Origin of the sequence: Nonomuraea sp. NPDC005650, from assembly GCF_040605375.1 — a bacterium.
Taxonomy (GTDB): Bacteria; Actinomycetota; Actinomycetes; order Streptosporangiales; family Streptosporangiaceae; genus Nonomuraea.
Map to the genome: position 1 here is coordinate 140532 of NZ_JBEXCR010000016.1, position 26146 is coordinate 166677.

General features: G+C 72.8%; 26 protein-coding genes and 1 pseudogene. 15 read left to right on the forward strand and 12 right to left on the reverse strand.

All coding sequences use genetic code 11. The annotated features are described in order from the left end of the window. Window positions 1–31 precede the first annotated feature (31 nt). Complete coding sequence (locus ABZS69_RS27545; protein WP_355377584.1) at window positions 32–679, forward strand: DedA family protein; 648 nt, start codon at window positions 32–34, stop codon at window positions 677–679. Here the strand turns inward: ABZS69_RS27545 and ABZS69_RS27550 are convergent. Further along, window positions 623–1363, reverse strand: a complete 741-nt coding sequence (locus ABZS69_RS27550) for a GntR family transcriptional regulator (RefSeq protein ID WP_355377585.1) — start codon at window positions 1361–1363, stop codon at window positions 623–625. The genes ABZS69_RS27545 and ABZS69_RS27550 overlap by 57 nt on opposite strands. A 104-nt stretch (window positions 1364–1467) precedes the next feature. On the opposite strand from ABZS69_RS27550, the gene ABZS69_RS27555 reads away from it, so the two are divergent. Then, complete coding sequence (locus ABZS69_RS27555; protein ID WP_355377587.1) at window positions 1468–2241, forward strand: inositol monophosphatase family protein; 774 nt, start codon at window positions 1468–1470, stop codon at window positions 2239–2241. A 23-nt stretch (window positions 2242–2264) separates the two neighbouring features. Here the strand turns inward: ABZS69_RS27555 and ABZS69_RS27560 are convergent, their stop codons facing one another. The 3 genes from ABZS69_RS27560 to ABZS69_RS27570 form a co-directional block, all read right to left on the reverse strand. Next, complete coding sequence (locus tag ABZS69_RS27560) at window positions 2265–2993, reverse strand: HAD family hydrolase (protein WP_355377588.1); 729 nt, start codon at window positions 2991–2993, stop codon at window positions 2265–2267. 26 nt (window positions 2994–3019) lie between these two features. After that, entirely contained in the window at window positions 3020–3745 is a 726-nt protein-coding gene (locus ABZS69_RS27565; protein WP_355377589.1) for a hypothetical protein, read from the reverse strand. A gap of 124 nt (window positions 3746–3869) precedes the next feature. After that, a complete protein-coding gene (locus ABZS69_RS27570) occupies window positions 3870–4523 on the reverse strand; it encodes a GntR family transcriptional regulator (RefSeq protein ID WP_355377591.1) in 654 nt (217 codons plus the stop codon). A 70-nt stretch (window positions 4524–4593) separates the two neighbouring features. Between ABZS69_RS27570 and ABZS69_RS27575 the strand changes: the two genes are divergently transcribed. Together ABZS69_RS27575 and ABZS69_RS27580 are read left to right on the forward strand one after the other, a co-directional pair. Further along, entirely contained in the window at window positions 4594–5781 is a 1188-nt protein-coding gene (locus tag ABZS69_RS27575) for a CoA transferase (protein WP_355377592.1), read from the forward strand. Continuing rightward, window positions 5778–6605 (forward strand): CoA ester lyase, encoded by an 828-nt coding sequence (locus ABZS69_RS27580; protein WP_355377593.1) that lies wholly within the window; start codon window positions 5778–5780, stop codon window positions 6603–6605. The genes ABZS69_RS27575 and ABZS69_RS27580 overlap by 4 nt, the downstream gene beginning before the upstream one ends. Here ABZS69_RS27580 and ABZS69_RS27585 read toward each other — a convergent pair. Further along, window positions 6602–7240: a TetR/AcrR family transcriptional regulator gene (locus ABZS69_RS27585; RefSeq protein ID WP_355377594.1), complete on the reverse strand. Its 639-nt coding sequence runs from the start codon at window positions 7238–7240 to the stop codon at window positions 6602–6604. The two genes, ABZS69_RS27580 and ABZS69_RS27585, sit on opposite strands and share 4 nt — an antisense overlap. A gap of 118 nt (window positions 7241–7358) precedes the next feature. On the opposite strand from ABZS69_RS27585, the gene ABZS69_RS27590 reads away from it, so the two are divergent. The 9 genes from ABZS69_RS27590 (at window position 7359) to ABZS69_RS27630 (ending at window position 18343) form a co-directional block, all read left to right on the forward strand. Continuing rightward, window positions 7359–8342 (forward strand): sugar ABC transporter substrate-binding protein, encoded by a 984-nt coding sequence (locus tag ABZS69_RS27590; RefSeq protein WP_355377595.1) that lies wholly within the window; start codon window positions 7359–7361, stop codon window positions 8340–8342. Further along, the gene (locus tag ABZS69_RS27595; RefSeq protein WP_355377597.1) at window positions 8339–9370 is read left to right on the forward strand and encodes an ABC transporter permease; all 1032 of its coding nucleotides are present in this window, start codon (window positions 8339–8341) and stop codon (window positions 9368–9370) included. Before ABZS69_RS27590 ends, ABZS69_RS27595 begins: the two co-directional genes overlap by 4 nt. After that, a complete protein-coding gene (locus ABZS69_RS27600) occupies window positions 9367–10122 on the forward strand; it encodes an ATP-binding cassette domain-containing protein (protein ID WP_355377598.1) in 756 nt (251 codons plus the stop codon). Before ABZS69_RS27595 ends, ABZS69_RS27600 begins: the two co-directional genes overlap by 4 nt. 103 nt (window positions 10123–10225) lie before the next feature. Next, a complete protein-coding gene (locus tag ABZS69_RS27605; RefSeq protein WP_355377600.1) occupies window positions 10226–11182 on the forward strand; it encodes an alpha/beta hydrolase in 957 nt (318 codons plus the stop codon). Between the two features lie 168 nt (window positions 11183–11350). Further along, window positions 11351–12658 (forward strand): MFS transporter, encoded by a 1308-nt coding sequence (locus ABZS69_RS27610; protein WP_355377602.1) that lies wholly within the window; start codon window positions 11351–11353, stop codon window positions 12656–12658. Then, entirely contained in the window at window positions 12655–13575 is a 921-nt protein-coding gene (locus tag ABZS69_RS27615) for a hypothetical protein (RefSeq protein ID WP_355377604.1), read from the forward strand. The genes ABZS69_RS27610 and ABZS69_RS27615 overlap by 4 nt, the downstream gene beginning before the upstream one ends. Beyond that, window positions 13572–14612 (forward strand): DUF917 domain-containing protein, encoded by a 1041-nt coding sequence (locus tag ABZS69_RS27620; protein ID WP_355377606.1) that lies wholly within the window; start codon window positions 13572–13574, stop codon window positions 14610–14612. The genes ABZS69_RS27615 and ABZS69_RS27620 overlap by 4 nt, the downstream gene beginning before the upstream one ends. Next, on the forward strand, window positions 14609–16168 hold the full coding sequence (locus tag ABZS69_RS27625) for a helix-turn-helix domain-containing protein (protein WP_355377608.1): 1560 nt from the start codon (window positions 14609–14611) through the stop codon (window positions 16166–16168). Before ABZS69_RS27620 ends, ABZS69_RS27625 begins: the two co-directional genes overlap by 4 nt. 93 nt (window positions 16169–16261) lie before the next feature. Next, entirely contained in the window at window positions 16262–18343 is a 2082-nt protein-coding gene (locus tag ABZS69_RS27630; RefSeq protein WP_355377610.1) for a hydantoinase/oxoprolinase family protein, read from the forward strand. Window positions 18344–18684: 341 nt separating this feature from the next. Here ABZS69_RS27630 and ABZS69_RS27635 read toward each other — a convergent pair. Further along, window positions 18685–18813: pseudogene (locus ABZS69_RS27635) on the reverse strand (helix-turn-helix domain-containing protein); the annotation flags it as partial. Further along, the gene (locus tag ABZS69_RS27640; RefSeq protein ID WP_355377612.1) at window positions 18810–19262 is read right to left on the reverse strand and encodes a recombinase family protein; all 453 of its coding nucleotides are present in this window, start codon (window positions 19260–19262) and stop codon (window positions 18810–18812) included. The gene ABZS69_RS27640 and the pseudogene ABZS69_RS27635, both read right to left, overlap by 4 nt. 36 nt (window positions 19263–19298) lie before the next feature. Here ABZS69_RS27640 and ABZS69_RS27645 point away from each other — a divergent pair, with 36 nt between their 5' ends. Beyond that, window positions 19299–20942 carry a hydantoinase B/oxoprolinase family protein gene (locus ABZS69_RS27645; protein ID WP_355377615.1) on the forward strand — a complete coding sequence of 548 codons (1644 nt, stop codon included), beginning with the start codon at window positions 19299–19301 and terminating at the stop codon, window positions 20940–20942. Here ABZS69_RS27645 and ABZS69_RS27650 read toward each other — a convergent pair whose 3' ends face one another. The 4 genes from ABZS69_RS27650 to ABZS69_RS27665 form a co-directional block, all read right to left on the reverse strand. After that, window positions 20943–22235 carry an MFS transporter gene (locus tag ABZS69_RS27650; protein WP_355377616.1) on the reverse strand — a complete coding sequence of 431 codons (1293 nt, stop codon included), beginning with the start codon at window positions 22233–22235 and terminating at the stop codon, window positions 20943–20945. After that, window positions 22235–22819 carry a winged helix-turn-helix domain-containing protein gene (locus ABZS69_RS27655; RefSeq protein ID WP_355377617.1) on the reverse strand — a complete coding sequence of 195 codons (585 nt, stop codon included), beginning with the start codon at window positions 22817–22819 and terminating at the stop codon, window positions 22235–22237. Before ABZS69_RS27655 ends, ABZS69_RS27650 begins: the two co-directional genes overlap by 1 nt. A gap of 87 nt (window positions 22820–22906) precedes the next feature. After that, the gene (locus ABZS69_RS27660) at window positions 22907–23743 is read right to left on the reverse strand and encodes a metallophosphoesterase (RefSeq protein ID WP_355377618.1); all 837 of its coding nucleotides are present in this window, start codon (window positions 23741–23743) and stop codon (window positions 22907–22909) included. 18 nt (window positions 23744–23761) lie between these two features. Then, a complete protein-coding gene (locus tag ABZS69_RS27665; protein ID WP_355377621.1) occupies window positions 23762–24103 on the reverse strand; it encodes a hypothetical protein in 342 nt (113 codons plus the stop codon). Window positions 24104–24183: 80 nt separating this feature from the next. On the opposite strand from ABZS69_RS27665, the gene ABZS69_RS27670 reads away from it, so the two are divergent. After that, the gene (locus tag ABZS69_RS27670; protein ID WP_355377622.1) at window positions 24184–24804 is read left to right on the forward strand and encodes a YigZ family protein; all 621 of its coding nucleotides are present in this window, start codon (window positions 24184–24186) and stop codon (window positions 24802–24804) included. On the opposite strand, the gene ABZS69_RS27675 is transcribed toward ABZS69_RS27670, so the two are convergent. Continuing rightward, a complete protein-coding gene (locus tag ABZS69_RS27675) occupies window positions 24805–26034 on the reverse strand; it encodes an isochorismate synthase (RefSeq protein WP_355377623.1) in 1230 nt (409 codons plus the stop codon). Window positions 26035–26146 lie beyond the last annotated feature (112 nt).

Sequence of the window (26146 nt, forward strand, 5' to 3'; positions counted from 1 at the left end):
GTGGTGATGTGACGGCGCTAGGGTTGCGCGCGTGCATATCGACGAATGGTTGCAGGCGATCCCGGCCGGCTGGCTGTACGCGATGGTCGCGCTGGTGATCGGGTTCGAGAGCCTCGGCATTCCGCTGCCCGGCGAGATCGTGCTGGTCAGCGCCTCGATCCTGGCCTCCAAAGGCGTGGTGCACCCCTTCTGGGTCGGCGCGTTCGCCAGCGCCGGGGCCATCCTGGGCGACTCCGCCGGGTACGCGATCGGGCGCAGGGGCGGCGCGCCCCTGTTCGACCGGCTCGGGCGGCGCTTCCCCAAGCACTTCGGGCCCCGGCACGTCGCCAAGGCCGAGGGGTACTTCCAGCGCTTCGGGGTGTGGGCGGTCTTCGTCGGGCGCTTCATCGCGCTGCTGCGCATCCTGGCCGGGCCGCTGGCGGGGGCGCTGCGGATGCCGTACTGGAAGTTCGCCGTCGCCAACGTGCTCGGCGGGATCGTGTGGGCGGGCGGCACCACCACGGTGATCTTCTATCTCGGCCTCGTCGCCGAGAAGTGGCTGAAGGGCTTCTCGTGGGTGGGGCTGGCGGTGGCCGTGGTGTTCGGGATCTGCACCACGCTCTATCTGAAGCGGCGGGCCGCCTCAGCGCTCGATGAGGGTGACCTCGAGGGAGTAGTGCGAGGCCCGGTAGACGTGTGAGCCGTGTTCGACGGCCCTGCCCTGGTCGTCGTACGTGGTGCGGATCATGGTCAGCAGCGGCGCGCCCCGGCGCTCCTCCAGCAGCCTGGCCTCGGCCTGGGTGGCGGCCCGCGCGCCGATCCGCTGGTTGGCCACCCGCATCCGCACGCCCGCGCCGCGCAGCAGCTCGTACAGGCCGCGGCTCTCCAGGTCGGCGGCGGTGAGCTGGGCCAGGCCGAGCGGCAGCCAGTTGTGCAGCAGCGCCAGGGGCTCCCCGGCCGCGAAGCGCACGCGCTCGAGATAGAGGACCTCCGTGCCCGCCTCCACGCTCAGGATCTGGGCCACCTCCTCCTCGACCGGGCGCGGCTCCAGCGCCAGCACCTGCGTGGCCGGCTCCTGGCCCGCCCTGCGCAGGTCGTCGTAGAGGCTCGTCAGCTCCACCGAGCGCTTGACCTGCCCGTGGACGACCTGGGTGCCGACGCCGCGCTTGCGCACGAGCAGGCCCTTGTCCACGAGATACTGGATCGCCTGGCGGATCGTGGGCCGCGACAGGCCCAGCTTGTCGGCCAGCAGGATCTCGTTGTCCAGCCGGGCGCCGGGCGCCAGGTCACCTCGCCGGATGGCCTCGGCGATCTGCTCGGCCACCTGGAAGTAGAGCGGCACGGGGCTGGACCGGTCCAGGTCGATGGCGAGGTTCGCGGTCATGCCGATCAGCTTAACCCAGGTCAGAATGTCCTGACAAATGACAAATGCCGTGCGGAGTGGGCATAGAGGGTCCTGATGACCTTTCCCCTGCTTCGGGAGTGAAGATGGACGTGACGCACCTGCTGGACATCGCGACCGAGGCGGCCCGCGCCGTCGGGCCCCGGCTGCGCAAGGCCTTCAGGTCCCGGCCCGAGGTGTCCACCAAACGCGACTTCCACGACCCCGTGACCGAGCACGACCGCGCCGCCGAGGAGACCATCCGCGCGGTCATCGCCGCCCGCGCGCCCGAGAGCGTGATCGTCGGCGAGGAGGCCGGCACGACCGGCTCCGGCGACCTCGTCTGGTACATCGACCCCATCGACGGCACCGCCAACTTCGCCGCCGGGCTGCCGTTCTTCTGCGTGTCCGTCGCCGTGGCCGCACGCGGGGAGCTGGTCGCCGGCGTGGTGTACGACCCCGTACGCGAGGACGAGTTCAGCGCCTCCACCGAGGGCGCCTGGTGCAACGGCACGCCGCTGAGGAGCGCGGGCGCCTCCCGGGACCGGGAGGCGATGCTGCTGTCGAGCTATCCGACGCCCGCGGACCTGGAGGCGGACGGCGAGGAGGCGCTGCGCCGCTACGGCCGGTTCCTGGAGTCCTTCTCGGCCGTGCGCAAGCCGGGCAGCGCGGCGCTCAAGCTCGCGCACGTCGCCGCCGGCTGGTCGGACGCCGCGTACGGCACCCGCGCCCACCCCTGGGACGTGGCCGCGGGGGCGCTGCTGGTGCGCCAGGCGGGCGGCGTCTACCTCGGAGACCCGCTGCGGCAGGGGGCCTATCTGGCGCATGTGGGCGGCTTCGACCTGGCCGGCTCCGTGCTGGCCGAGCTGGCGCCCAGGTGACGCGAGCGCAGGCCCGGGTGGCGCTAGTGGAGGAGCGGCGGGAGCTCGGCCAGTGAGGTGATGCGCGGGAAGCCGGCGGGCGGCGGCTCGACCCCGAGCCGGTCGAGCCAGACCGAGCGCATGCCGGTCGCCGCCGGCCCCGTCACGTCGTTGCCCACGTCGTCGCCCACCAGCAGCACCTGCTCAGGCGCCAGCCCGAGCGCCGCGGCGGCCCCCGTGTAGGAGGCGGGTGACGGCTTGAAGTGGCCGCCCAGCGTCTCGCCCGTCAGCACCGGCCCGACCACGCCGGTGAGCCCGATCGCGCGGACCTTCGCCTCCTGCATCTGCTGCACCCCGTTGGTCAGCACCCCGAGCGCGAACCCGCCCAGCTCCGCCACCGCCCGCGCCGCGTCCGGGTAGGCGGTCCAGCCCTGCCGGTAGTGTGCGGCGAAGTCGGCGTAGGCCGCGTCGAGGTCGCCGGGCGCCGGCACGGCCAGCTCCCGGCAGAGCGCGCTCAGGCGGCGGCGCCGCTGCTCCTGCACGGTGCACTCGCCCGCCTGCCACATAGCCAGGTGCGGCGCCTCCAGCTCGGCCCAGAGCGCGGGCGCCTCGCCCAGGCGCGGATGGCCGGGGGAGTACGCCGCCAGCCACGCGGCGATCGCGGCGTCGGCGGCGCTGCGATGGTCGAGCAGGGTGCCGTCCAGGTCGAACAGGACGCCTTTGACGCCCGCCATGGTCGTGATGGGTGCGGGTGTGGTCGCGGGTGTGGTCACTGTGTGTCTCCGGTGGTGGCGGCCGGTCACGAAAGGGCCGCGGCGGCGATGCGGGCGGCCGTCTCCCGAGGAGGGTATCCGAGGGTGAGACCGCGCACCGACAGCGGTGCCTGCGCGAAGCGGGCCTCGCCGTTGTCGCTGAGGATGTAGTGCAGCGCGGGGGAGTGGACGCGGTGCGCCTCCAGCGCCGCCACCTCCGGCTCGGCCAGCTCCGGCGGCAGCGCGCCGCGGTAGTCGGCGATCAGCGCGTCCAGGTCGAACAGTTGCGCGTAGCGCTCCGCCGTGCCCGCCACGACCCTGATCAGCCCGTTCACCGGCTCGGCGTGGTAGACCAGGCCCGTGCCGCCGCTCTTGGCGAACCAGCGCAGCGCCTCGGTGGCGGGCAGGGTGAACGCCCCGTACGGCTTGCGCCCGTACAGCAGGGCGTCGGCGATCCACCGGTCGCACCACAGCTCGTCGTGGTACGGCGCCGGGGCCCGCGGGTCGACGGCCAGCCCCTGGGCCAGCACCGGGTTCCAGGCCGACACCAGCGGGCTGGTGAACCGCGGCATGCGCGGCCCGTTCCAGTGGCTGAGCGCGTAGCCGTACCAGATGGTGACGACCTCGACCTGCCAGCCGGGAAGGGGGCGCTCGTAGGTGCCGTTCATGATCTGGCCGCCGTCGGGGTGCCGCCAGGGGCCTGGGTCGACGCTCGTGCCTGCGGGGACAGGAGGAGTCCGGTAGTCGGGATGCAGTGTCCACGCGTCCGCCACAGTCCCTGCCCCCTCGGGTGCCAGACCACTTGAGTGGCCATCGTGCAACAGGCGTAATCGAGTTGCAATAGAGCAGGGCCGAACGCTGATTTTTGTCATCGGCGACCGTGACGTACGTATTTGGTCAGTGCTGTTGCCGGTAATCCCCGGCCCGGCGCACGTGGTCGATCATGATGCGTTCCGCGGCCTCGGCGTCGCCGGACTCCAGCGCGGCCAGGATGCCCTCGTGCGCTTCGAGCTGGGCCCGCACCTGGGCCTCGTCCAGCCACAGCGACGCCTCGGCGGGCACCGGGAAGCTGTTGCGCACCGACCTGGCGTGCCCGGCCAGGAAGGCCGGGCCGCCGATGTCCACGATGCGCAGGTGGAACCGCCTGCTCTGCTCGCCGAGCCGGTCGTGCCTGCCCTGCGCGGCGTCCTCGGCCATCGACGCGTGCAGCTCACGCAGCCCGGCCAGCTCCTCCGGGGTGATGCGGCCGGCCGCCAGGCGCGCGCCCAGGCCCTCGACCACCGCGCGCAGGCCGTAGTACTCGGCGACGGCCTCGTCGCCCAGGTCCACGACGGTCGCGCCGTGATGCGCCTCGTAGCTGATCAGCCGGTCCTTCTCCAGCCTGCGCAGCGCCTCGCGCACGGGGGTGACCGACACGCCCAGCCGGCGGGCCACCTCCCCGGCCCGCAGCGCCGTGCCGCCCGGGATCCGCGCGGTGCGGATCTCGTCGAGCAGCACGCTGTAGACGTACTCGGCCTTGCTCATCGGCGGCCGGGGCTCCGTAGGCGACATGTCCCCAAGTTTCTCGTAGATCGGGCACTCTGGTTGGACCTATGACATATTTCTTATAAGTTACATACCTATGACGAGCCTCGCCGACCTGCGGGTCATCGACGCGGCGACCCTGTTCGCCGGCCCCTCCGCCGCGATGATGCTGGGCGACTTCGGCGCCGACGTGATCAAGATCGAGCACCCCCGGCGCGGCGACCCCTCGCGCGGCCACGGCGCTTCCGTGGACGGCGTGGGGCTGTGGTGGAAGACGCTCGCGCGCAACAAGCGCGCCGCGGCGGTGGACCTGTCGCGGGCCGAGGGCCAGGAGATCCTGCGCCGCCTGGCCGAGCGGTCCGACGTGCTGATCGAGAACTTCCGCCCCGGCACCCTGGAACGCTGGAACCTCGCCCCCGAAGCCCTGATCGAGCTCAACCCGCGGCTGATCGTGGCGCGGATGACCGGGTTCGGGCAGTTCGGGCCGATGGCCAAGCAGCCGGGGTTCGGGACGCTGGCCGAGGCCATGAGCGGGTTCGCGGCCATGACCGGGCAGCCCGACGGGCCGCCCACGCTGCCGCCGCTGGCCCTCGCCGACGGCATCGCGGGCCTGGCCATGTCGTACGCGATCATGGTGGCGCTGCGCGCCCGGGAGCAGAGCGGGCGGGGACAGGTCATCGACCTGGCGATCATCGAGCCGATCCTGGGCATCCTGGGGCCGCAGATGACGGCGTACCAGGCCCTGGGCGTCGTGCCGCGCCGCACCGGCAACCGGTCCAGCAGCAACGCGCCGCGCAACACCTATCAGACGCGCGACGGGCGTTGGCTGGCCATCTCCACCAGCGCCCAGCCCGTCGCCGAGCGCGTGGTCACCCTGGTGGGGCGGCCCGACCTGGTGGAGCAGCCGTGGTTCGCCAGCGGGAGCGGGCGCGTGCAGCACGTGGACGAGCTGGACGAGGCCGTCGCCTCCTGGATCGCCGAGCGGGACGCCGACGAGGTCATCGCCCGCTTCGAGGAGGTGCAGGCCGCGATCGCGCCCATCTACGACGTCTCCGACATCGCCGAGGACCCGCAGTACGCGGCGCTGCGCACGTTCGTGGAGGTGCCGGACGAGGAGCTCGGCTCGGTGACCCTGCAGAACGTCATGTTCCGCATGTCCGACACGCCCGGCGAGATCCGCTGGCCGGGACGGCCGCTCGGGCGCGACACCGAAGAGGTGCTCGCGGAGCTGGACTACACCGGCGAGCGGATCGCGGCCCTGCGCGAAGCGGGCGTGATCGCGTGAACGTCACCTGGCTGTACGTGCCCGGCGACCGGCCCGAGCGCTTCGACAAGGCCGTCGCCTCCGGGGCGGACGTCGTCATCATCGACCTCGAGGACGCGGTCGCGCCCGCCCGCAAGGACGAGGCCCGCGCCAACGCCGTCGCCTACCTCCGCGCCCGCCGGGACGACCCCCCGGCGGCGCGGCTGCACGTGCGGGTCAACGACCTGGCCACCGGGCGCGGGCTGGCCGACCTGGAAGCCGTCGGGGAGCTCGCCGACGCCGTGCGGCTGCCCAAGGTCGAGTCGGTGGCCGTGCTCGACGCGGTCACCGGCGCCGCCCCGGCGTACGCGCTGCTGGAGTCGGCGGCCGGGATCCTCGCGGCCCGTGAGATCGCGGCGCACCCGAAGGTCGCCGGCGTCGCGCTCGGCGAGCAGGACCTGGCCGCCGAGCTGGCCATCGCCGACGAACGGGCCATGGACCACCTGCGGCTCCAGGTGGTGCTGGCCGCGGCGGCGGCCGGCCTGCCGCCCGTGCCCATGGCCGTCTACCCGAACGTCAAGGACGAGGCCGGCCTGCTGGCCTCCTGCCTGGCGGGCCGCGCGCTCGGCCTGTTCGGCAGGACCGCCATCCACCCCCGCCAGATCCCCGTGATCAGGCGGGCGTTCCGCCCGTCGGAGGAGGAGGCGGCCAGGGCCGCGGAGATCGTCGAGGCGGCCGAACAGGCCGAGAGGGCGGGCCTCGGCGCGGTCGCGCTGCCCGACGGCCGCTTCGTGGACGCCCCCATCGTGGCCCGGGCCCGCCGCACGGTGGCGCTGGCGAGCCGTCTGGCCGACCAGGAGGGTTAGGAGGACGGGTACCAGCGCACCGACAGCTCCTCGTCCACGGGGGGAGGGCCGGGGAGCTCCCGGTGCGCCGGCGGCCTTCGCAGCGAGTCCATCACGAGCGCCAGGTAGCGGTGGCGCAACTGCGCGGTGCGCTCCTCGTCGCCGAGCTTGATCGAGGCCAGCTGCTCGAACAGCAGCGCGATGTCCGCCGTGGTCACGTCCGGCCGCAGCACGCCGGCCTCCACCGCGCGGCGGTGCGCCTCGGTGGCCAGGGACGAGGCCCGGACCGCGTCGCGGCCCAGCTCCTCGGTCGGTGTGAACGTGCCCGCCAGCTTGATCGTCAGGGAGTTGGTGTCGGCGTCCACGATGCCGCGCATGTAGGCGGCGAACGCCTCCCACGGGTCGCCTTCCTGGGCCAGCGACCGGTCGGTGATCTCGATGTAGAGCTTGAGCCCGTCGCCGCACAGCTTCTGCAGCAGCGCCTCCTTACTGGGGTAACGGCGGTAGAGCGCGCTGATTCCGACGCCCGCCTTCTCGGCCACGGCCGCGATGGGGGCGCCGGGGTCGGCGGTGAAGACCGTCCGGGCCGCCTGCAGGATCAACTCGTCGTTGCGCGCGGCCTGTGCCTTGCGGCCGCTCATGGGTGCGCTCGTCATACCTTTCAGTATATCGGAACGTAAGGTTCCGTTCTACTGTGAACAAGTCCGCATGTCTATACATAGAAATGATATTGAGGTACAACCAGGGCGAGCCCGTTGGTCTTGGAGGTGTCCTGTGAGACGTACCCCGATCGTGCTGGCACTGCTGGGCGCGCTCGCCGTGAGCGGCTGCTCCTCCTCCGGAGGACAGAGCGCGCAGAGCGCTCCCGCCGCGAGCTCCGCAGCGGCCCCGGCCGCCGCGAGCGCCAGCTTCGCCGTCATCACCCACGGAGGCGCCGGAGACTCCTTCTGGGACGTGGTCAAGAACGGCGCCGAGGCCGCGGGCAAACAGTACGGCGTCAAGGTGACCTACCAGGGCGACGGCGACCCGGCCAAACAGTCGCAGCTCATCGACCAGGCCGTCTCGGAGAAGGTGGACGGCATCGTGGTCTCCATGGCCAACCCCGACGCGCTCAAGGAGGCCATCGGCAAGGCCGTCGCGGCGAAGATCCCGGTGGTCACCATCAACTCCGGCGCCGACTCCTCCAAGGCGTTCGGCGCCATCACGCACGTCGGGCAGTCGGAGGACGTGGCCGGGCGCGGCGCGGGCGAGCAGCTCAAGGCCGCCGGCGTCACCAAGCTGCTGTGCGTCATCCACGAGGCCGGCAACGTCGGCCTCGACCAGCGCTGCAAGGGCGCGGAGCAGACGCTGGGCGGCACGGTCGAGCGGCTGCAGGTCGACGTGGGCAACCTGGCCGACGTGACCTCCAAGGTCACCGCCAAGCTCCAGTCGGACAAGCAGGTCAACGGCGTGCTCGCGCTCAACCCGGCCATCGCGATCGCCGCCAGGGACGCCATCAAGGACTCCGGCTCGCAGGCCAAGCTGGCCACGTTCGACCTGTCGGGCGACGTGGTGTCCGCGATCAAGGACGGGGAGATCCTGTTCGCCGTGGACCAGCAGCAGTACCTGCAGGGCTACCTGCCGATCACGTTCCTCAACCTCTACAAGAACAACCTCAACACGGTCGGCGGCGGCCTGCCCGTCAACACCGGGCCGGGCTTCGTGACCAAGGACAACGCCGAGCAGGTGGCCAAGCTGGCCGAGGCGGGCACGCGATGACCCTGGCGGCCGACGAGCGGGTCACCGACGTCGGCCTGGCCCGCCGCCTGCTCATCAGGCCCGAGCTGGGCGCGGTGGTCGGGCTGGTCGTGGTGTTCGCGTTCTTCGCCTCCCAGTCGCCGGTGTTCCGGTCCCTGGACGGCATCGCGAACTGGCTCGACCCGGCCGCCACGCTCGGCATCATGGCCGTCGCGGTCGCGCTGCTCATGATCGGCGGCGAGTTCGACCTGTCGGCCGGCGTGCTGACCGGCACGAGCGGGCTCATCCTCGTCACGCTGGCCACCCGCTACGGGTTCAGCGTGTGGGCGGCGATGCTCGTCGGGCTGGTCGTGGCGCTGGCCGTCGGGCTCGCCAACGGGCTGGTCGTCACCAGGACCAGGCTGCCCAGCTTCATCGTCACGCTGGGCACGTTCCTCATGCTGCAGGGCGTCAACCTCGGCGTCACCAAGGCCATCACCGGGACGGTGCAGGTCAGCGGCCTGCGCCGGGCCTCCGGCTTCGAGACCGCGAACGCGATCCTGGCCGGGACGATCCAGGTCGGCGGGACCTCCTTCCGGGTGGCGATCCTGTGGTGGATCCTGGTGACCGTCGTGGCCACCTGGGTGCTCATGCGGTCCAGGGCCGGAAACTGGATCTTCGCGGTGGGCGGCAACGAGCAGGCCGCCCGCGCGGTCGGCGTGGCCGCGGCCCGTACGAAGATCGCGCTGTTCATGACGACGGCGTTCGCCGCCTGGCTGGTCGGCTCGATCCTCGCGCTGCGGTACACCTCCGTGCAGGCCAACATCGGCATCGGCCAGGAGTTCATCTACATCATCGCCGCCGTCATCGGCGGCTGCCTGCTCACCGGCGGGTACGGCTCCGCGATCGGGGCCTCCATCGGCGCGGTCATCTTCGGCATGGCCGACAAGGGCATCGTGTTCCTGGGCTGGAACGCCGACTGGTTCAAGTTCTTCCTGGGCGCGATGCTGCTGCTGGCGACGCTGGCCAACCGCCTGGTCAGGCGGTACGCCGAGGAGGTGAAGCATTGATTCTCGAGACCAGGGGCATCGGCAAGACGTTCGGGTCGGTGCTGGCGCTGCGCGAGGTGTCGATGGGCGTGCGGGCCGGCGAGGTGACCTGCGTGCTCGGCGACAACGGCGCCGGCAAGTCCACGCTCATCAAGATCCTCGCCGGGGTGCACCAGCACGACGTCGGCACGCTCCTGGTGGACGGCCGGGAGGTGCGCTTCGCCAGCCCCCGCGACGCGCTCGACCGCGGCATCGCGACCGTCTACCAGGACCTGGCGATGATCCCGCTCATGTCGGTCTGGCGGAACTTCTTCCTCGGCTCGGAGCCGAAGAAGGGCCTGGCCTTCGACGTGGCCAAGGCCAGGAAGGTCGCCCGCGAGGAGCTGCGGGCCATGGGCATCGACATCCGCGACGTGGACCAGCCGGTCGGAACGCTGTCCGGCGGCGAGCGGCAGTCGGTCGCCATCGCCAGGGCCGTCCACTTCGGCGCCCGCGTCCTCATCCTCGACGAGCCCACCTCCGCGCTGGGCGTCAAGCAGGCCGGAGTGGTGCTGCGCTACATCGCCAGGGCCCGCGACCGGGGGCTCGGCGTGGTCTTCATCACCCACAACCCCCACCACGCCTACCCGGTGGGCGACCGGTTCCTGCTGCTCAACCGGGGCGTCAGCCTGGGCGAGTACGGCAAGGCCGACATCACCACGCAGGAGCTGACCTCGCTCATGGCGGGCGGGGCGGAGCTGGAGGAACTGGCGCACGAGCTGGAGCGAGACTGACCGTTTTAGGGGGAATTTGACGCTTTTGGGTGGTGGTCTGGAGGTACGAGCAGGCACAAAACCCTAGGTGTGACATTCACCCCGGGGGGTCATCGTGACCACAATGATCAAACGGGTCGTGCTGGAGCCGGCGGCGCAGGAGTTCGCCGACGCCACCGCACGGCGCCCGTTCATCTACGAGCTGCCGCCGGAGGAGGGGCGCGAGGCGCTGGAGCGGCTCCAGTCCGACCCGGACGTGCCCAAGCCGGAGATCGACGAGGAGTGGATCCAGGTCCAGGGCGGCCCGACCGGCCTGGTGCCGGTGCGGATCGTCCGGCCCAGGGGCGCCACCGGGACCATGCCCGTCATCTTCTACATCCACGGCGCGGGCTGGGTGTTCGGCTCCGCCCACACCCATGACCGGCTGGTGCGGGAGCTGTCCGTGCGCTGCGGGGCCGCCGTCGTCTTCCCGGAGTACGACCGTGCTCCCGAGGCGAAATACCCCACGCAGATCCAGCAGAACTACGCCGCCGCCCGCTGGGTGTCCGAGCACGGCAAGGAGAAGGACCTGGACCCGGCGCGGATGGCGGTGTGCGGGGACTCGGTCGGCGGCAACATGGCGACCGTGCTGGCCATGATGGCCAGGAAGCTCGACTTCGTGCGGCTGCGCGGGCAGTGCCTGTTCTACCCGGTCACCGACGCGAACTTCGACACCGAGTCCTACCGGCAGTTCGGCTCCGGCTACTACCTCAACCGCGACGGCATGAAGTGGTTCTGGGACCAGTACACCCCCGAGTCCTCCCAGCGGGCCGAGAGCCACGCCTCGCCGCTGCGGGCCCGGTCGGAGGAGCTGCGCGGCCTGCCGCCGGCGCTGATCATCACGGGCGAGGCGGACGTGCTGCGCGACGAGGGCGAGCTGTACGCGGCGCGGCTGCGCGAGCTGGGCAACGACGTGACGGCGGTGCGGATGGCCGGCATCGTGCACGACTTCGTCATGCTCGACAAACTGCGCGACACGCACGCCTGCCGGGCGGCCATGACCCTGGCCACGAGCATGCTGCGGCGCTGGATCGAGTCTTGATCTACGCGCCCGCGGCGGTTCCCCCGGGGCCGTTATTACCCCGCCCGCCCGCGACGCAGGGCGGGCCGCACAGATCGGGCGGCCCGCCAGTGCGGCCTGCACAGGAGCCCCGGACCAGGGCGGCCCTATGGTGCGGCCATACTCAGCGCCCCCCTCCGAGGAGCTTCCATGACCGCCGTCGACTCCCGAACGATCCCCATCGGCGCGGCATTCGATCGGATGCCGTTCACCCGCAGGCACGTGCTCATCGCGCTCGCGCTGTTCATCGCGTTCGTCATCGAGTCGTGGGAGCAGCTCGCCCTCGTCTACGTCTCCGGCGACCTCGGCACCGCCTTCGGGATCGACGAGGCGGGGGTCGGCGTCGTGCTGTCGGCGGTCGCCTTCGGCATGATCCCCGGCGTGCTGGTGTGGGGGCCGGTGGCCGACCGCGCCGGTCGCAAGCCGGTCGCGTTCTGGTCGCTGCTGGCGTACGGGGTGATCGCGCTGGCCTCGGCGTTCGCGCCGAACATGGCCACGCTGGTGGGGCTGCGGGTGGCCTCCGGGCTGGCGCTGGCCGGCGTCTACACGATCACGTTCCCGTACTTCCTCGAACTGCTGCCGACCCGTTCGCGCGGGCGGGCGGCGGTCTACCTGTCGATCGGGTGGCCGATCGGCATGCTGGCCGCGATCGGGGCCTCGACGACGCTGGGCGGCCTGGGCTGGCACGTCGTCGTGATCGCCAGCGCGGCGGCGGGACTGTGGGCGTTCGCGATCAGGGCGTGGGTGCCGGAGTCGCCGTACTGGCTGGCCGCCCGGGGCCGGCAGGAGGAGGCGCGCGCGGTGCTGCGCGTGCTGAGCAGCCCCGACGCCGACGCCGGTTTCACGGTGGCGAGCGAGCGGGTGGGACGGCCGCTCGACCTGTTCCGCGGCGGGCTGGCCCGGATCACCGTGGTCATGCTGCTGCTGAACTTCGTCTTCAACTGGGGCTACTGGGGCCTGCAGACGTGGCTGCCGACGCTGCTGCAGCAGAAGGGGCTGACGCTGTCGGCCTCGCTCGGGTTCGCGGCGCTGAGCGCGCTGATGATGATCCCCGGGTACGTGAGCGCCTCGCTGCTGACCGGCCGGTTCGGCCGCAAGAAGGTCTTCCTCGTCTACGTCGTGGCGGCGCTGCTCGGCGGCCTCTGGTTCGCCACCGCCTCCACGACCACCGGCCTCTACCTCGGCAACTTCGTGCTGTCGTTCTTCAGCCTCGGCGCCTGGGGCGTCTGGAACACCTGGAACGGCGAGTTCTACCCGACCGCCCTGCGCGGCACCGGCTACTCGTGGGCCACGGCCGCGCAGCTCGTGGCCACCACCGTGGCGCCGTCGGCGGTGGGGGCGCTGCTGGCCCACGCCACCGGGTTCACCGCTACCATGCTGATCATCAACGCGTTCATGGTGGCCACGGCGCTGCTGGCCGTGCCGCTGCCGGAGACAGAAGGACGCGAGCTGGAGTGATCCTCGGCGTCGCCCTCGCACGGCCCGCACCGGTGCTGGTGGCCGTCAGGGACGGCGCGCCCGAATGGCCGGTGAGCCGCGCCGCCGCCCGCGCGGCGGCGCGTGCGTGCGTGGCCGTGGACCTGGTCGACGTGCCCACCGCCCCGGTGGCGGCCATCCGGGTGGGCGGGCCGTGCCCGGAGGCGCTGCGACCGCGCGTCGGCTCGGGGGTGGCCACGATCGTGCGCGGCGGCCACAGCCTCACCGGGCGCGTGCTGGCGCCGCTGGACACCGGGGCGGTCCGGAGCTTCGCCGCCACGTGCGGGCTGACCGATTTCGCGGTCACCGCGACCGGTTCGCCGATGCTGGCCGATCACGAGCTGGCCGTGGCGGCGATCATCGCGGCCGAGGTGCCGCAGGCGCGGATCACGCTGTCGTACGAGTTCGGGTTCCCGGGGCTGCGCGAGCGCGAGGAGAGCACGATCCGCAACGCGGCGCTCGGCCCCGAGGCGGGGCGGATCGCCGACGAGGCGGCCCGGGAGCTGCCGGGGGTGCCGGTGTTCTTCGCCAGGTCGGGTGGCGGGCTGGTGTCGGCCCACTACTTCCGGCGCTACCCGCTGACCTGCGACCTGGGCGGGACGGCGAGCCTGGCGCGGGGGCGGGTGGCGCTGCCCGGCGTGCCCGAGGAGGTGGCGGCGGCGTACGGGGCGGCGATCGGACGGCCGGAGGCGCAGGTGGAGCGGATCGTGCAGGCGCGGGGACGGGCTGAGCTGGACCGGGTGCTCCAGGACGCCAGGGACGAGGCGCTCACCCGCGTGGTCAGCGCGGGCGCCCTGCCCGGGTCGGCCAGGATCGCCGAGACGACCGCGAACCCGCTGTCGTACCTGCCGGACGGGCTCTACCGGGTGCGGGTGACGGCAGAGGGGACGATGCCGTGAGCCGTGAGGTCATCATCGACGAGGGCGGGCTCGGGCGGTTCTCGGCGGGGGCGAGGATGTTCGCGACGGGGGCGGCGGAGTCGGCGCACGCCCTCACCCTCGACTGGGCGGCCTCGGTGATCGGGGCGGGCGTCGGGCTGGTCACGGCCGGAGAGCTGGCGCCGGACACCCTGTGCGTGGCGATCAGCCTGGTCGGGTCCACGACCGCGCTGGGGGAGCAGCTGCCGAGGGGAGACGAGCCCGCCCGTGCCGTGACGGCGCTGGAGCGCAGGCTGGAGCAGCGGGCCGGGGCCGTGGTCGCGCTCAACCTCGCCGCCGAGAACGCCCTCGTCCCGCTCATCGCGGCGGCCCAGCTGGGGGTGCCGCTGGTGGACGGCGACGGCACGGGGCGGGTCTTCCCGCTGCTGGAGCAGACGACGTACGCGCTGGGCGGGATGAGCCCGGCACCCGTGGCGCTGGCGGGCGGATCGGGCGAGCTGGTGCTCCTGGAGACGGACGGCGGCCGGGTGGAGGAGCTGATGCGCCCTGTCGTGCTGTCGGTCGGCGGGTGGGCGGTGGCGGCCTGCTACCCGATGACGGCCGGCGACCTGGCGCGGGTGCTCGTGCCCGGGACGGTGAGCCTGCTGCTGCGGGCGGGTGAGCCAGGGGCGCCCCGCTCGGCCGCGGCGCCGTTCGGCGTGCGGACCCTGTGCAGGGGGCGCATCCTGGCGGTCGAGGGCAGCACGGGGCACGGCGCCGACCTGCCGCTGCCGTCGCTGCCCTCCAGCATCGTGGTGCAGGAGTCGGAGGGGCTGCGCCGGCTGGTACGGCTGGAGGCCCACAACGAGATCGTGCTCGCGCTGGCCGACGGGGCCGCCGTGGCGATGACGCCGGACCAGATCTGCATGATCTCCACGGCCGACGGGATGGTCGTGGACGTCGACAAGGCGGTGCCCGGCCTGGAGGTGGACGTCATGGTCGTGAAGGCCGCGCCGGTCTGGCACACGGACCGGGGACAGGAGCTGGGCGGGCTGCACGCGTTCGGGATCCCGCTGTGACGGGGCCGCGGGCGGGGTGGGAGGCGCCGATCACGGTGGCCGAGCTGGTCAACGCCGGGCCGCTGGCCGGGTCCAGGATGTACGGCTCCGGCGAGAACCCCGTGCACCAGGTGCGCATCGTGGACGAGCTGTCGGTGTTCGGGACCGTGGCGCCGCACACGGCGGTGGTCCTGATCGGGGCGGCGGCCGGCGGCGGGTGGGCGGTCGAGATGGCCACCCGCCGGGCGTGGGAGCAGGCGGCGGCGTGCGTGATCGCCCCGGCGGGCGGGCTGAGCGAGGGCTCCGGCGAGGTGCTGGCGGAGCGGCTCGGCGTCACGCTGATCTTCGTGGACGAGGATCCGCTGATCGTCGCGGTCCGGATCGCCTCGGCCGCCGCCCGCCCGGAGGCGGCCCGCACCCAGCTCGTGGCCCGCTGCGCCACGCGCCTGGCCGAGGCAGGTCCCTCGGCCCGTCGCGTGCTGGGCGTGCTGAACGCCGAGCTGCCCGGCACCTCGGTGACCCTCCTCGACCGGTACGGGCGGCACCTGGCCGGGGCCCGGGCGGAGGTGAGCGCTCGGCCCGACGCGGGAGCCCAGCTCGGGGGCTGGACGGATGCGGTTGCTCGGTCTGGAGGTGGGCCGGATGCGGTTGCTCGGCCCGGGGGCGGGACCGGGGCGCGGTGGTCGGCCGAGGTGGAGGTGCCCGATGTGGACGGCGGCGTGCTGGGCACGCTCGTGGCCGGCGGGTCGTCGCGGTCGCCCGGATGGCCCGCGGCCGTGCGTACCGTGCTGGGCCTGGCGGTGGCCCCGCTGACCGCCTGGGCCGCCCAGGAGCGGCTGCGGGCCTCCCGCGACTTCGCCCTGCAGCGGGCCCTCGCCGAACGCCTGCTCGACGAGGCCCGGCGGGAGCCCGAGGGACCCGAGGAGCCCGAGGAAGGCGGGGCGAGAACGGAGGCGATCGCGCTGGGCTGGCCCGTCGAGGGCGCGCTGACCGCCTACCAGGTCCGCCCGACGGCGGAGGCGGGCGACGCCGCCCTGGCCGGGACGCTCATCACCGCGGCCGTGGGCCGGGTCCCCGTGCTGCCCAGGGGCGAGGGCTGGGCAGGATGGTCGCCGCTGGACCCCGGCGAGCTGGCCGAACGCCTCCATCGCTGCCTGCGGACGATGCCCTGGCCGTGCGCCGCCGGGGTGGGCGCGCGGATGGAGGGCCTGCGGTCCGTGGGGGAGTCGCTGCTGGGAGCCGAGGCGGCGGCGTTCGTGGCGGGAGCGGGCGCCGTGGCGCGCGCGGACCGGATGGGCCCGGCGGAGCTGCTGGGCGCCCTGCCCACGGGCGTCCTGCGCACCCCGGCCGCCGTCGTGCTGCGCCCGCTGCTGGCGGTCGACAAGGACGGGACGCTGCTGGAGACGCTGGCCGCGGTCCTGGACGAGGGCGGCGCGCTGAAGGCCGCGGAACGGCTGGGCGTGCACCGCAACACGATCACCACCCGCCTGGAGCGCATCAAGTCCGTGGGCTTCGACCTGGACGACGCCGCCACCCGGCTGGCTCTGCAACTCGCCTGCCACGTCCTCCTCCGCTGAGCGCGCCCGCCCGTGCGGGGTGCACTGGTGGCCCTCTCGCCCTGTGCGGGCCGCACATGCGGGCGGCGCCCCCGTCGGCGTACGGTGCAGCGCATGAGCTATCGCGTCGCCATGGACATCGGCGGCACCTTCACCGACGTCGTCTGCTACGACGAACGCAGCGGGACTGTCACCGCCTCGAAGGCGCCCACCACCCCGGGAGACCTGGCCGAGGGGGTGTTCGCCGCGCTCGGCCGGGTCGTCGACGATCCGGCGGAGATCTCGTTCTTCGTACACGGCACCACGCAGGGGCTCAACGCGCTGCTGGAGCGCAAGGGCGCCCGGGTGCTGCTGCTGGCCGGTCAGGGCGGCAGGGACGTTTACCAGATCGCCAGGGGAAACCGCGACCGCATGTTCGACCTGCGGTATCGCAAACCCGCGCCGCTGGTCCCGCGCCAGGACGTCATGGAGGCGGGCGGCCGGCTGGACTACCTGGGGCGCGAACTCGCGCCGCTCGACGAGGAGTCGGTGCGGGCGGCGGCGCGGCGCGCGCGGGAGGAGGGGTTCGACGCGGTGGCGGTGTGCCTGCTGTTCTCCTACGCGAACCCGGCGCACGAGCTGCGGGCGGGCGAGATCCTGCGCGCGGAGCTGGGCGAGGACGTGCTGGTCGTGCTCTCGCACGAGGTGGCGCGGGAGTGGCGCGAGTACGAGCGGACCTCGTCGGCGGTGCTGGAGGCGTACACCGGGCCGGTGGTGCGCCGCTACCTGGCCAGGATCGAGCGGCGCTTCGCCGAGCGGGGGCTGACGGTGCCGGTGCACGTGATGCAGTCGTCGGGCGGGCTGGTGAACGCCTCGTACGCGATGCGCAGGCCGCTGCAGACGCTGCTGTCCGGCCCGGTGGGCGGCACGATGGGCGGGGTCGCGGCAGCCCGGCTCCTGGGACGCGGACCCGGCGTCGATGAGCAGGGACGCGGACCCGGCGTCGATGAGCAGGGAAGCAGGGGGAACGCGATCTGCATCGACATGGGCGGGACGTCGTTCGACGTGTCGCTGGTGGTGAACGGGCGGCCGGACGTGAGCGCGGAGGCCGGCATCGAGGGCTACCCGGTGCTCATGCCGATCGTGAACCTGCACACGATCGGCGCGGGCGGCGGCTCGATCGCGTACGCCGAGGCGGGCGCGCTGCGGGTCGGGCCCGAGTCGGCCGGGGCCGTCCCCGGGCCCGCCTGCTACGGCAGGGGCGGCGCGCGGCCCACGGTGACCGACGCGAACGTGGCGCTGGGCCGGGTGGATCCGGCCTGGTTCGCGGGCGGGCTGATGACGCTGGACGTGGAGGCGGCGGGCACGGCCGTGGCCACGCTGGCCGACGAGCTGGACATGGATCCGCTGCTGCTGGCCGAGGGGATCTGCGACGTGGCCAACGCCAAGATGGCGCAGGCGATCCGCACGCTGACCGTGGAGCACGGGATCGAGCCGCGGGAGTTCGCGCTGGTGGCGTTCGGGGGCGCGGGGGCGATGCACGCCGCGTTCATCGCGCGTGAGCTGGGGATCTCCGAGGTCGTGGTGCCGCGCTTCCCCGGGGCGTTCTCGGCGTGGGGGATGCTGGAGGCCGACGTGCGCCGGGATCTGACGCATCCGTACTTCCGGTCGCAGGACACGCTCGACGGCCCCGACATGTCCCGAAATTTCGTGACCTTGGAGGAAGATGCCCTGGCGGCGCTCTCCGCCCAGGGCGTCCCCGAGGAACGGCACCGGGTCGAGCACGCCGTGGACATGCGCTACGAGGGCCAGGACTACACGCTGACCATCCCCCTGCGCGACGCCGCCGAGCCCGCCGAGCCCGAGTTCCTCGAGATGATCGCGGCCCGCTACGCCGAGGCGCACACCAGCCGCTACGGGCACGCCACCCCGGAGGCGCCGGTGGAGTTCGTCATGCTGCGCAGCACCGGGTTCGGCTCGTTCCCGCGCACCGCCGCCGCCGCGCAGGAGGCCCCCGAGGAGCGGGCGGCGTACGTACGGGATGTGATCTTCGACGGCGCCGTGCACAGCACCCCGGTGCTGCGGCGCTCCAGCCTCGACGGTGAGCTGGCCGGGCCCGCGATCGTGGTCGAGGAGACCGCGACCACGGTCATCCCGCCCGGCTGCGTGGCCACCGTGGACCCCAACGGCTTTCTCATCGTGAAGGTGAACCTTTGATCGCCGATGGCCGGCAGGCGCACGGTACGGGCGTCCACGGGTTTGGCACGGTCGGCGTCGTAGCGGAAACGGGAGCCGTGCTTGCGCTTGCGCCAGGTGGGGAAGCCCATCTTCGGTCCCCTGCGTTTGCCGTTGCGGGAGTCGAAGTAGTTTTTCAGCCCGGCCGCCCGGATCCGGCAGGCTTCTTTCGGTACCCGAGAGGACAGCTTGCCCTCGGCAAACCAGGCAAAGCGTTCAGGGTGCGCGGTACGCCACTCCTTCTCCAGCGCGGGCGCCGACCAGGGAACCTGGGTGAGCTGGTCGGCCGGGATGCCGTAGGACTCTTCCGCCTTGCGCTGAGCCCACTTCTTGCGTACGACCTCCAGGCAGAAGTTCTCCACTACCCGCGACAGCCCGGCGTGACGGCCCATCGCACCCCTCTGTTCGTGGGTGGGGGCGAGCTCGACTCGGTAGCCCTGGCGGCCGCTCACGCGGCCTCCCGGATGGCACGCCGGGCGGCCTTGGCTCGGCGTGAGGCAGAGCGGCAGCCGTACAGATGGGCGCAGACCGAGCTGAGCACCTCGGTCATTTCCCGCATAAGATCGCCATCTACCACCGTCGTCGCCGCCTCCCCGTCGATGACGACGATGCGGCGGCCGGTTGCCTCCGGTGTCGCTGACACGTGCTCCAACCCGAACCGGGCCGGCCGATCCCGACGTTCGACCACGATTCCCGTCACGGAGGCGTCCCGCCGACGCCGGGCCAGCTTCGGGTGTTTGCCGTCCAGACCGGAGCCGACCTCGGACACGACCCCAGCGATGGTCAATCCCGTCCCGGTGGCAGCGGTGACGACCGTGACCGGCATCTTCCCGTTCTTCGCCCACTGCCAGGCGGTTCGGTAGTGCACGTCGTTCCGCCGCGCCCACTCCGAAAGCTTCACACACCAATGATCATAGAGAAGAGCTGAAGAACACTGATGATTCAGCCAACAGCTATCGACCCCGTCACCACGGAGATCATCCGCTGCGCGCTGCTGCAGGCGGCCGAGGACATGAACACCACCCTCATCCGCAGCTCCTACACCCCCGTCATCTACGAGGCCAAGGACTGCGCGGTCGCGCTGCTCGACCGCGACCACAACGTGCTGGGCCAGTCGTCCGGGCTGCCGATCTTCCTGGGCAACCTGGAGGTGTGCACCCGCGAGACCGAGCGCCTGTACGGGCGGGAGGTCTGGCAGGAGGGCGACGTGTGGGTGCTCAACGACTCCTACATCGGCGGCACCCACCTCAACGACGTCACCGTCTACGGGCCGATCTTCGTGGACGGGGAGCTGGCCGGGTTCGCGGCGTCGCGGGCGCACTGGCTGGACGTCGGCTCCAAGGACCCGGGCGGCTCCATGGACTCCACGTCGATCTTCCAGGAGGGCCTGCGGATGGGCCCGGTCAAGGTCTACGCGGGCGGCGCGCCCTGCCGCGACCTGCACGAGGTGATCGCCCGCAACGTCCGCTTCCCGCACGCCACCCTCGGCGACCTGCGCGCCCAGGTGAGCTGCGCCCTGACGGGGCGGCGGCGGCTGAAGGAGATCGTGTCCCGGTGGGGCCTGGACACGGTGCTGGCCGCCCGCGACGAGATCTTCGCCCAGACCGAGCGCATGGAGCGCGCGGCCATCGCGGCCATCCCCGACGGCGTGTACGAGGCGTCCGGCTTCCTGGACAACGACGGCATCGACCTCGGCACCCCGCTGCCCGTCAACGTCACGGTCGCGGTGTCGGGCGAGTCGATGCACGTGGACCTGACCGACTGCGCCGACCAGGCGCTCGGCCCGGTCAACTGCGGCGCGGCCCAGGCCGTGGCCGCAGTCCGCGTCGGCTACAAGCTGCTGGTCTCGGGCGACGTGCCGCTGAACGGCGGCTCGTTCCGCCCGCTGTCGGTCGAGACCCGGCCCGGCTCCATGCTGGCCGCCGAGTCGCCCGCCGCCTGCCAGTACTACTACTCGCATCTGGGGCTGCTCATCGACCTGGTGGTCAAGGCGCTGGCGCCGGTGCTGCCGGACAAGTCGGCCGCGGCCTCGTACGGGGACTCGATGATCGTGCAGTTCACCGGCACGGACCCGCGCACCGGCAAGCTGTACGTCTCCCAGGAGGCCACGGTCGGCGGCTGGGGCGCCTGGGACGGCGGCGACGGCGAGACCTGCCTGATCAACAACGTCAACGGCGCGCTGCGGGACATGCCGATCGAGGTGCTGGAGACGTTGTTCCCGGTCCGCGTGCGCCGCTACGAGATCCGCCCGGACACCGGCGGGGCCGGCCGGTGGCGGGGCGGGAACGGGGTGGTGCGCGAGTACGAGTTCTGCGGGGACACCTCGTTGTCGCTCTGGTTCGAACGCTCGGTCACCCCGGCCTGGGGGCTGGCGGGCGGCGAGGCGGGCGCGCCGCCCCGCGTCACCCTCAACCCGGGCACCCCGGACGCCCGCGAGATGCTCAAGGTGAACGCGCTGCCGGTCACGGCGGGGGACGTGCTGCGCTGCGAGTCGGGCGGGGGCGGCGGCTACGGCCCCGCCGACGGCCGCTCCCACGCGGCCACGGCCGCCGACCTGGCCCAGGGCCTGATCACCCGCTGATCACCCGCCGGAGCGTCCAGCCGTACCAGCGCTTCCCTCTTGCGCTGGTACGGCGGGAGGGCCCTGGCCGCGCAGCCGGTCCATCTCCTGCCACTCGGGCCGCAGCCCGGTCAGGGTCGTGACGAGCGCGTAGGCGACCCCGCACGCCACCAGCACCGGCGCCAGGCCGGCCGCCGTCACCGCCGCCCCGCCCAGCAGCCCGCCCAGCGGGATGCCGGACCACATCACCGCGCCCTGCATGGCGCCCACCCGGCCCAGGAGGTGCCGGGGCACGCGCTCGTACGAGATCGCGCTCAGGATCGGGTTGAGGAAGCCGGCGCTGAACCCGATCACCACGCACGCGGCCACCAGCGCCCACACCGGCGTGTCCACGGCCAGGATGAGGAACTTCGGCGGCCCGCCGAGCAGGAACGCCACGAAGAACACCGGCCTGCGCCGCATCCGGTGCGCCACCGCCGTGGCCACCAGGCTGCCCCCGACGGCGGCCAGCCCTATGACGCTGACGCTCAGCCCCAGGACGGCGGGCCCGTGGCCGGACTCCTTGGCCCACACGGGCGCGAGCACCTGGCTCCAGGCCGCGTCCAGCAGGTTCGTGGCGGTGACCATGACGATCATCGCGAGCAGCAGCGGCTCGCCGCGCAGGAACGCGAAGCCCTGGCCGAACCGCCGCCAGTATCCCTCCTCCTCGTCGTGCGCGGGGGCGCGGTGCCCGAGGCCGCGGGGCAGCGCCACGGCCACGACCGCCGATCCGAGCGCGAACAGGGCGGCGCTGACGCCCACGCTGGACAGCGGGCCGAGCAGCGCCACCATCGCGCCGCCCAGCCCCGGCCCCACGGTCGTGGCCAGCCGTTCCGTCACGCCCATCAGCCCGGTGGCCCGCTCCAGCGGCACCCGCCCGCGTTCGGCCGCCTCGGGGACCATGATCTCCTTGGCCAGGTCGCCCGGCCCGCGGGCCGCGCCGATCACCGCGACCAGCGCGACGATCATGCCCAGGGGCAGCAGGCCGAGCGCGTGCAGCCCGACCATCGCGGCGGCGGCCGAGGCGCTCACGACGTCGGCGACCCACGAGATCCGGCGCGGCCCCGCCCGGTCCACCAGCGGCCCCGTCAGCGCCTTGACCAGCACGTACGGCGCCATCTCCGCGAACGCCACCAGCCCCGTCCACACCGCGCTGCCGGTGGTCGTCAGCACGAACCAGGGCAGCGCGATGGCCGACACCCGCGTCCCGGTCATCGACACGGTGATGGCCGTCAGCACCCCGGCGATCGGCCGTAAGGACCCGCGCGGCTCCATCACGGCTCCCCGGGGGTGTCCAGTTCGGGGATGACCTGGGTCATCAGGTAGACGCGGACGGCGTCCGCCGGCGCCTCGTCGCCGTCGCGCCGGTAGCGCGCGAAGAGCTCCGTCAGGTCCGCGCGCAGCCGCCCCGCCTCCTCCGGGGTGAGGCGGAACGGGACGGCGCTGAGGTCGAGCACGCCGCGCCACGGCTGCGGCATGGTCTGCAGCTCGCTGAGCGCCTGCTGGGTGCGCAGGTTGTAGAGGGCGGCGATGGACTGCATGTACGCCAGCACCGCCTCCGGCTCCCGCTCGGACAGCCCGTCGTCGTCGGTGAGCCGGGTTGTCCGGTGGACCGAGCGCCACCAGCGCTCGCGCGCGTTGCCGCGTTCGGCGTCCTCCTCCACGAACCCGGCGGCGCCCAGCCTGCGCAGGTGGTAGCTGGCCGTTCCGGAGTTCACCCCCAGGCGCTCGGCCAGGCGGGTGGCGGTGGACGGGCCGTGCTTGCGCAGCAGGTCGACGAGCTGAACCCGCAGGGGGTGGGCGAGCGCGCGCAGGCCCTTGGCGTCGAGGACGACCACGCTGTCGGGGGATGGGGTCATGGCTCGCAGCCTAAACCGCAAACACTTCTTCGCAAACACTTCTTCGCGAAGAAGTGTTTGCGATTTCCGGCGTACTGCGGGCGCCTGCTAGGTGACGAGCACGTCGCGCAGGAGCTTGCGGCCGCCCGGCCGGGCGCGCCACTCCCTGGGGTAGCCGAGCGAGACCTCCTCGAAGCGCACGCCGTCGTACCAGGTGACGCGGGGGATGTGGAGGTGGCCGTAGATCATGGCGGCGGTCGGGTAGCGCGTGTGCCAGTCCCTGGTGGCGGTCGTGCCGCACCACTGGGCGAACTCCGGGTAGCGCAGGACGTCGGTCGGCTCGCGTACCAGCGGATAGTGGTTCACGAAGACCAGCGGCAGGTCGTCCAGCAGGGCCAGCCGCTGCCTGGTCAGGCTCACCCGGGCCCGGCACCACGCCTCGCGGCTCGGGTACGGGTCGGGGTGCAGGAGGTATTCGTCGGTGCAGACCACGCCGGTGCTGTGCGCGTACGCGAGCCCGCTCGCCTTCGTGAGATGGCCCGCCGGCAGGAACGTGTAGTCGTAGAGCAGGAACAGCGGCACGATCCGGACCGGCCCGCCCGCTCCCTCCCACACCGGGTACGCGTCCTCCGGCGTCAGCACGCCCAGGCCACGGCACATGGCGACGAGGTGGTCGTAGCGGGCCACGCCGCGCAGCTCCTGCGGATCCCCCGGAGGGGTCCACAGCTCGTGGTTGCCCGGCACCCAGACGACCCGGTCGAACCGCGAGGCCAGCAGGCCCAGCGCCCAGGCGATGTCCTCCAGCCGCTCGCCGACGTCGCCCGCGACCAGCAGCCAGTCGCCGGGGTCGGCCGGTTTCAGCTCCTGGACGATGGCCCGGTTGTCCTCGTAGCCGACGTGCAGATCGCTGACGGCCAGCAGCCTGCTCCCGCCTTCGCTGGGCAAGGGGTGTCCTCCTTCGCGTCAGGGGACGGGGGCGTTCTCCCCTGTGACGATCATGTCATCCGTCATCCTGGGCAGCATCGCCACGACCTCGCGCGCCAGATGGGGGTCGGCGAGGAACGCCTCCATGATGGCCAGCTTCAACGCGGCGCGGCTCGGCTCGTCGTCCGGCTTGGCGTTCGCCACCGTCTCGATCACCTGTCTGGACGCGGCGTCACCGCGGCCGAAGACCCGCTGCAGGATGCGGGTGCCACGGGCCACGGCCGTGTCGGCGGCCAGCTCGCGGGTCTTGGCCAGCACGCTCACGCCGTAGGCGTCGATCGCGGAGGAGACGAAGGGCATGAGGTCGTTCACGGTGTCCATGAGACCCTCCCGTAGGTCCTGCTGGAATGACGAGATGGCAGCTTCCGGAGTTCGCCCGGCAAGGGCATAACCTGTCGAATGTGCCTGCGCCGTACCTGACCCTTACCTCCGTCGTCGAGCACGAGACGGAGGCGAAGCGCTCGCGGTTCATCTGCGCGCTGGCGCCGGCGCGTAGCGTCGAGGAGGCCGTCGCGTTCATCGGCGAGCGGCGGCAGAAACACCCCGGCGCCACCCACAACTGCACCGCCTACGTCGTCGGGCAGCGCGTCCAGAAGGGCGACGACGACGGCGAGCCGGGCGGCACGGCGGGCACGCCGATGGTGCAGGCCCTGGTGGGCAGGGGGTTCAGCGACGTGGTGGCGGTGGTGACCCGCTATTTCGGCGGCACCCTGCTGGGGGCGGGCGGGCTGGTGCGCGCCTACGGCTCCGCCGTGACCGAGACCCTCGACCGGGCCGAGCCGGTGCGGATGGTGCCGGCCAGGGTCGTACGCGTGGCGGTGGCCCACGACCAGGCCGGGCGGGTGGAGAACGACCTGCGGGCCTCCCGCCACCCGGTGCGCGAGGTGACGTACGCGGGCGAGGTCACCTTCGCCGTCTCCGTGGGCGAGGACGAGGTGGCGCCGTTCGCGGACTGGGTGGCCACGCTGACGGCCGGGCGGGCGCGGGTGGACGTGGGCGAGGAGATCCACGTCCCCGGCTGATCAGCCCTCCAGCGCGTACTGCATGACCCGGAACTTGGCCTGGGCCTCGGCCAGCTCGGCGACCGGGTCGGAGTCGCCCATGATGCCGCCGCCCGCGAACAGCCGGGCCCGGCGGCCCTGGACGAGCCCCGAGCGCAGCGCGATGCCCCACTCGCCGTCGCCGTGGGCGTCGATCCACCCGACGGGCCCGGCGTAGCCGGCCCGGTCCATGCCCTCCAGCTCGCGGATGACCTCGATCGCGGTGGGGGTCGGGGTGCCGCCGACGGCCGCCGTCGGGTGCATGGCGGCGACCACGTCGAGGACGGAGGCCCCGTCGGCCAGCCGCCCGGTGACGTGGCTGGCCAGGTGCTGGACGTTGGGCAGCACCAGCAGCTCGGGCTCGTCCGGCGTCTCCAGCGAGGCGCAGAGCGGGGCCAGCGTCTGGCGCACCGAGGCGATGGCGCACTCGTGCTCGTGCCGGTCCTTCGGCGAGGCGAACAGCGCGGCCCCGCGGGCGATGTCGTCGGCCGGGCCGATGCCGCGCGGGGTGGTGCCGGCCAGCACGAGCGACTCGATCTCCTGGCCCGTACGCCGGATCAGCAGCTCGGGCGTGGCCCCCACCAGCCCCGCGACCGAGAAGGTGTAGCACTCGGGATAGCGCCGGGCCAGCCGGGTGAGCAGCAGGCGCACGTCGATGGGCCGCTCGGCGGTGGCGACCAGGTCGCGCGCCAGCACGACCTTCTCCAGCTCGCCCTCGCGGATGCGCTTGGCGGCCCTGGCCACGACGTGCTCCCACTCGGGCGCGCTCAGGCTGCCGTCGCCGTAGCTGATGCGGCCGGGGTCGCGGATGGGGGAGAACGTCTCCAGCGGGGCGTCGCCGATCGTGGTGAGCCAGGCGTGACCGTCGCGGCGGGCCAGCACGGCGCGCGGGACGACGAGGACGGAGCCGTGGGCGTCCTCGTCGAAGGTGAAGCTGCCGAAGGCGACGGGGCCGGAGCCGGGGGTGCGCACGGCGTCGTCGACGTGGGCGTCGCCGAACACGCCGGCCAGCCACTGGCGGGCCCACGCGAACCTGCCCGGGCCCGGCGGCACGGCCACCCGTGCGGCCTGTCCCCAGCCGACGAGGCCCTCGCCGTTGCGCACCCAGGCGTAGGGTGCCGTCCTGGGCAGAGATGCCAGCAGGTCACCCGGGTCGCCGACAGGGGTGGTGCGAACCGGTAGCGGGCGGGTTGTTCCGAGCGCGACACTCACCCAAGACACTCTATGCGGGAACTGAACACGTTCGACTCAGACCCCCGTGAATGCGAGGTTACGGTCAACGAACCCGGATAAAACCAGACGTTGAGCTGCATTTACCCCATCC

Bases quoted from the DNA above. Each gene is read 5' to 3' on its own strand.
- ABZS69_RS27645 (WP_355377615.1), top strand. From the start codon at position 19,299: ATGATTCAGCCAACAGCTATCGACCCCGTCACCACGGAGATCATCCGC.
- ABZS69_RS27630 (WP_355377610.1), top strand. From the start codon at position 16,262: ATGAGCTATCGCGTCGCCATGGACATCGGCGGCACCTTCACCGACGTC.
- ABZS69_RS27605 (WP_355377600.1), top strand. From the start codon at position 10,226: ATGATCAAACGGGTCGTGCTGGAGCCGGCGGCGCAGGAGTTCGCCGAC.
- ABZS69_RS27655 (WP_355377617.1), bottom strand. From the start codon at position 22,819: ATGACCCCATCCCCCGACAGCGTGGTCGTCCTCGACGCCAAGGGCCTG.
- ABZS69_RS27555 (WP_355377587.1), top strand. From the start codon at position 1,468: ATGGACGTGACGCACCTGCTGGACATCGCGACCGAGGCGGCCCGCGCC.
- ABZS69_RS27570 (WP_355377591.1), bottom strand. From the start codon at position 4,523: ATGTCGCCTACGGAGCCCCGGCCGCCGATGAGCAAGGCCGAGTACGTC.
- ABZS69_RS27575 (WP_355377592.1), top strand. From the start codon at position 4,594: ATGACGAGCCTCGCCGACCTGCGGGTCATCGACGCGGCGACCCTGTTC.
- ABZS69_RS27665 (WP_355377621.1), bottom strand. From the start codon at position 24,103: ATGGACACCGTGAACGACCTCATGCCCTTCGTCTCCTCCGCGATCGAC.
- ABZS69_RS27650 (WP_355377616.1), bottom strand. From the start codon at position 22,235: ATGGAGCCGCGCGGGTCCTTACGGCCGATCGCCGGGGTGCTGACGGCC.
- ABZS69_RS27610 (WP_355377602.1), top strand. From the start codon at position 11,351: ATGACCGCCGTCGACTCCCGAACGATCCCCATCGGCGCGGCATTCGAT.
- ABZS69_RS27550 (WP_355377585.1), bottom strand. From the start codon at position 1,363: ATGACCGCGAACCTCGCCATCGACCTGGACCGGTCCAGCCCCGTGCCG.
- ABZS69_RS27595 (WP_355377597.1), top strand. From the start codon at position 8,339: ATGACCCTGGCGGCCGACGAGCGGGTCACCGACGTCGGCCTGGCCCGC.
- ABZS69_RS27585 (WP_355377594.1), bottom strand. From the start codon at position 7,240: ATGACGAGCGCACCCATGAGCGGCCGCAAGGCACAGGCCGCGCGCAAC.